Origin of the sequence: Amycolatopsis rhizosphaerae, assembly GCF_007713715.1 — a bacterium.
Lineage (GTDB): Bacteria > Actinomycetota > Actinomycetes > Mycobacteriales > Pseudonocardiaceae > Amycolatopsis_E > Amycolatopsis_E rhizosphaerae.
Map to the genome: position 1 here is coordinate 1 of NZ_VJWX01000544.1, position 4,705 is coordinate 4,705.

A 4,705-nucleotide genomic window follows, 5' to 3' on the forward strand; every position below is an offset into this window, starting at 1 on the left:
GGTCGCGGCGGTCATGTCCCGCAGGCGCGCCGCCTCCCCGGGATGCGCTTCGACCCAGGCGGGGGTGAACCAGCGGCCCAGGCTGCCGTCGGCGATCTCGGCCATGCCGTCCGCCCGCACCTTCGCGGCCCGGTCGAGCCACATCTGCCGGTTGCCCGGCCGGGCCGAGGTGCAGCACAGGACGAGTCCGCGCACCCGCCCGGGCGCGTGCGCCGCCAGCCACAGGCCGGTCATGCCGCCCAGCGACAGGCCGGCGAAATGGGCCGAGGCCACGCCCAGCCGGTCGAGCAGCGTCAGCACGTCGCCGCCCAGGTCGTCGATCCGGTACGGTCCCGGCGGCACCGGCGAGGCGCCGTGCCCGCGCGTGTCGTACCGGATCACCCGGAAACCGTGTTCCACCAACGGTTTCACCTGCGGCTCCCACATCCGCAGATCGCTGCCGAGTGAATTGCTCAGCACCACGACCGGCGCGTCCTCGGGACCCTCGGCGACGTGGTTGAGTTCGATGCTCAAAGACCTGCCCTTCGCTCGTCGTGTGCGGCGAGCGCGCGTTCCACGAACTCACGCGCGCTGCCGAGGTAGTCCGCCGGGTCCAGCAGCCTCTCGATCTCCTCGCGGCTCAGCCGCCCGCCCACCAGCGGATCCCCGGCGAGCAACTCGGTGAGTTCCCCTTCCCCGGCGAGCGCCCTCGCGGTGCACGCGGTGACCGCGTCGTGCGCGGCCAGCCTTCCGGTGTCCTCGGCCAGTTCCGTGGTGACGCGCTCCGAGAGCACGGCCCCGCCGGTCGCGTCGAGGTTGGCGCGCATGCGCGCCTCGTCCACTTCGAGCCGCTCCAGGCTGGTCCGCAACCAGTACGCCGCCGAGCCCGCACACCGGAACAGTCCGGTGAACGGCCGCCATTCGGCGTGCCAGGCCCCCGCGGCACGCTGGTACTCCTGAGGCATCGCCGCGAGCAGGGTGGCGACGAGCCCCGGAGCCTGCGCGGCGGCGGCCTGCGCGGCGACGGCGGCCACCGGGTTCCGCTTGTGCGGCATGGTGGACGAACCGCCGGCCCCCTCCGGCCCGCGCTCGCTCAGCTCGGCGACCTCCGTCTGCGCGAGCAGCGTGATCGTCCGGGCCGTTCCGCCGATCACCCCGCAGACCCGGCCCAGGACACCGGCGATTTCGGCGATGCGGCCGCGCTCGGTATGCCACGGCAGCACGGGCTCGGCCAGGCCGAGCCGCGCGCTGAACGCGGCGAGCAAGGCCGGGCCCGCCTCGCCGAGCGAGGCGAGCGTGCCGGTGGCCCCGCCCAGCTGCGCCGCGAAAACAAGCTTCCGCAGGGCGGTCGTGGCACCGTCCACACCGGACAGCCAGCTCGCCGCGGTGAGACCGAACGTGACCGGAAGCGCCTGCTGGAGCAGGGTTCGGCCGGGTTGAACGGTGCCGATGTGCTCGCGGGCGAGACCGGCGAGCCGGTCGGCAGCCGCGCCGAGGTCTTCGAGCAGCGGCTCCCGCGCCCGCGCCGCCAGCAGCATCGCGGCGCTGTCCATGACGTCCTGACTCGTCGCTCCGAAGTGGACGAAACGCGCCGCCTCGCCACCCACCTTCGCGGTCACTTCGCGGACCAGTGGTGCCGCCGGGTTGCCCACACCCACGGACTTCATGCCCAGTTCCGCGGTGTCGAAGTAGCCCTCACGGCAGACCTCGGCGATGCGGTCGGCGTGTTCGCGCGGAACGACCCCGGCGTCCGCCCCGGCCGCGGCGAGCGCCGCCTCGACGTCGAGCAGGGCCCGCAGCCAGGCCGCGTCGCTCACCTCGTCGCGCACGGCACCGGCGGCCAGCACCGGGTCGAAGAGCTCAGACATCGAAAAACACCGTCTCGCCTTCGCCCTGGACGCGCACGTCGAACCGGTAGCCGTCCTCGCTCCGGGCGGCGATGAGGGTGCCCCGGCGTGCCTCGGGCACCAGGTTCAGCACCTCGTCCACCGCGTTCGCGTCCTCGTTCTCCGGGAAGTAGATCCGGGTGACCACGCGGTGCAGCATGCCGCGGCCGAAAACCGAGACGTCGATGTGCGGCGCCTGCATCCGCCCTTCCCGGCCCGGCACCGCGCCGGGAAGCCGGGTCAGGATGCGGTAGGAGCCGTCCGGTCCGGTGGGGCACCGGCCGAACCCGCGGAAGCCCGGCACCCGGCCGCGGGGGTCGTCGGGGTGGTCGAAGCGGCCGTCGGGATCGGCCTGCCAGGTCTCGACCAGCGCGTCGGGGATCGGCTCGCCCGCCCCGTCGGTGACCGCCCCGCGGATCCAGACCGCGCCCGGCGTGCCCTCCGGCACCACGAACGGACCGTCCTCCCACGGCAGGCCGATCGCCAGGTAGGGCCCGACGGTCTGCGAAGGCGTCGAACCAGCGTGGCTCATTCGTCCTCCTGTGTCTTGCGGGACACCCGCGCCCGGTCGGACGAACAAGCCGGAAAAACAGCGTGGCTCACTCGTCCTCCTGTGTCTTGCGGGACACCCGCACCCGGTCGGACGAACAAGCCGGAAAAACAGCGTGGCTCACTCGTCCTCCTGTGTCTTGCGGGACACCCGCACCCGGTCGGACGAACAAGCCGGAAAAACAGCGTGGCTCACTCGTCCTCCTGTGTCTTGCGGGACACCCGCACCCGGTCGGACGAACAAGCCGGAAAAACAGCGTGGCTCACTCGTCCTCCTGTGTCTTGCGGGACACCCGCACCCGGTCGGACGAACAAGCCGGAAAAACAGCGTGGCTCACTCGTCCTCCTCGTCGTTCTCGAACACCGTCTGTTCCCGCCCCCGCACGACGATGTCGAACTCGAAGGCCAGCGCCCAGTGGTCCACGGTGCGGCCGAGGTCGAACTTCGAGATCATCCGCTGCCGCGCCTTCTCGTCCGGCACCGAGTTGAAGATCGGGTCCTGGAAGAACAGCGGGTCGCCCGGGAAGTACATCTGGGTGACCAACCGCTGGGTGAAGGCCATGCCGAACACGGAGAAGTGGATGTGCGCGGGGCGCCATGCGTTGTCGTGGTTCTTCCACGGGTACGCGCCCGGCTGGATCGTGGTGAACTCGTACCGGCCCTGCGCGTCGGTCAGCGTGCGGCCCGCCCCGGTGAAGTTCGGGTCGAGCGGGCCCGGCCAGTTGTCGCCGGTGTGCCGGTAGCGCCCGGCGGCGTTCGCCTGCCAGATCTCGATGAGCGAGTCCGGGATCGGGCGGCCGTCGCCGTCGAGCAGCCTGCCGTGCACGATGATCCGCTGCCCGATCGGTTCCCCGTCGTGCTGCCGGGTGAGGTCGTTGTCGTGCTCGCCGAGGCGGCCCGGGCCGTGCAGCGGCCCGGTCACCTCGGTCAGCAGGTGCGGCAGCACCGTCAACGGCTCTTTCGGGTGCCGCAACGCGGTCGAGCGGTACCCGGGCGAATCCAGTGGTGGATGGGTGCCCTCGGGATCCCGCCGGTACCGCGGCAGGATCAGCTTGTCACTGGCCGGTGCTGCCATAGCGCACTCCTTCCCTTTTCAGCCTTCCAGCACGACGGCCAGCCCCTGGCCGACGCCGATGCAGATGGCGGCCAGCCCCCACCCGCCACCGCGCTGCCGCAACTGGTGCGCGAGCGCGCCGAGGATGCGGCCGCCGGAGGCGCCGAGGGGATGGCCGAGCGCGATCGCGCCGCCGTTGACGTTGACGATCGCCGGGTCCAGCTTGGGCCAGTCGGCCAGGCAGGCCAGCGACTGCGCGGCGAAGGCCTCGTTGAGTTCCACCGCCGTCAGGTCTCCCCAGCCGATACCCGCCCGCTCCAGCGCGATTTCCGCGGCACGCACCGGCCCGATGCCGAAGACGTCGGGATCCACGCCCGCCGCGCCCCGCCCGGCGATCCGCGCGAGGGGTGCGCGGCCGAGGCGGTCGGCGGCCTTGGCGTCACCGAGCAGCACGGCCGAGGCGCCGTCGTTGAGCGGTGAGGAGTTGCCGGCGGTGACCGTGCCCTCCTCGCGGAAAGCGGGCTTGAGCCGGGCGAGTTTGTCCATTGTGGAGTCCGCGCGGATGCCTTCGTCCCGGGTCAGTCCGGTCCCGGGCACCGTCACCACGTGCGTGTCGTAGAAGCCTTCGTCCCAGGCCCTGGCCGCGTTGAGGTGGCTGCGCAGCGCGAACTCGTCCTGCTGCTCGCGCGTGAGGCCGTACCGCTGCGCCAGCCGCTCGGTGGCCTCGCCCAGCGAGACCGTCCACTGTCCGGGCATCTCCGGATTCACAATGCGCCAGCCCAGGGTGCTGGAGTGCAGCGTCTGGTTCCCCGCGGCGAACGCCTTCTCGGGCTTGAGCAGGATCAACGGCGCGCGGCTCATCGACTCCACGCCACCGGCGACCACGAGCGAAGCGTCCCCCGCCTCGATCGACCGGCTCGCCTGCATCGCCGCGTCCAGGCCCGAACCGCAGAGCCGGTTCACCGTGCTGCCCGGCACGCTGGTCGGCCATCCGGCCAGCAGCGCCGCCATGCGGGCGACGTTGCGGTTGTCCTCGCCGGCCTGGTTCGCATCGCCGAGCACCACTTCGTCCACAGTGGAGGGATCGAGACCGGTGCGGGCCGCCAGCTCGCGCAGCACGTGCGCGGCCAGATCGTCGGGGCGCACGCCCGCCAGTGCGCCGCCGTAGCGGCCGAACGGGGTGCGGATGGCGTCGAGAACGTATGCGTCGGTCATTTCGCGGCCTTCAGTTCGCGCA

General features: G+C 72.1%; 5 protein-coding genes. All 5 read right to left on the reverse strand.

Annotated features, from left to right (window positions below; translation table 11 throughout):
• The coding region (locus FNH05_RS32630; RefSeq protein WP_222426775.1) for an alpha/beta fold hydrolase at positions 1 to 507 on the reverse strand (507 nt) is incomplete at its 3' end.
• 2 nt (positions 508 to 509) lie between these two features.
• Entirely contained in the window at positions 510 to 1,847 is a 1,338-nt protein-coding gene (locus tag FNH05_RS32635) for a class-II fumarase/aspartase family protein (protein WP_144592696.1), read from the reverse strand.
• The gene (gene pcaG, locus FNH05_RS32640; RefSeq protein ID WP_144592697.1) at positions 1,840 to 2,397 is read right to left on the reverse strand and encodes a protocatechuate 3,4-dioxygenase subunit alpha; all 558 of its coding nucleotides are present in this window, start codon (positions 2,395 to 2,397) and stop codon (positions 1,840 to 1,842) included. Before pcaG ends, FNH05_RS32635 begins: the two co-directional genes overlap by 8 nt.
• 351 nt (positions 2,398 to 2,748) lie before the next feature.
• Complete coding sequence (gene pcaH / locus FNH05_RS32645; protein ID WP_144592698.1) at positions 2,749 to 3,489, reverse strand: protocatechuate 3,4-dioxygenase subunit beta; 741 nt, start codon at positions 3,487 to 3,489, stop codon at positions 2,749 to 2,751.
• An 18-nt stretch (positions 3,490 to 3,507) separates the two neighbouring features.
• A complete protein-coding gene (locus tag FNH05_RS32650) occupies positions 3,508 to 4,683 on the reverse strand; it encodes a thiolase family protein (RefSeq protein WP_144592699.1) in 1,176 nt (391 codons plus the stop codon).
• Between the last annotated feature and the right edge of the window lie 22 nt (positions 4,684 to 4,705).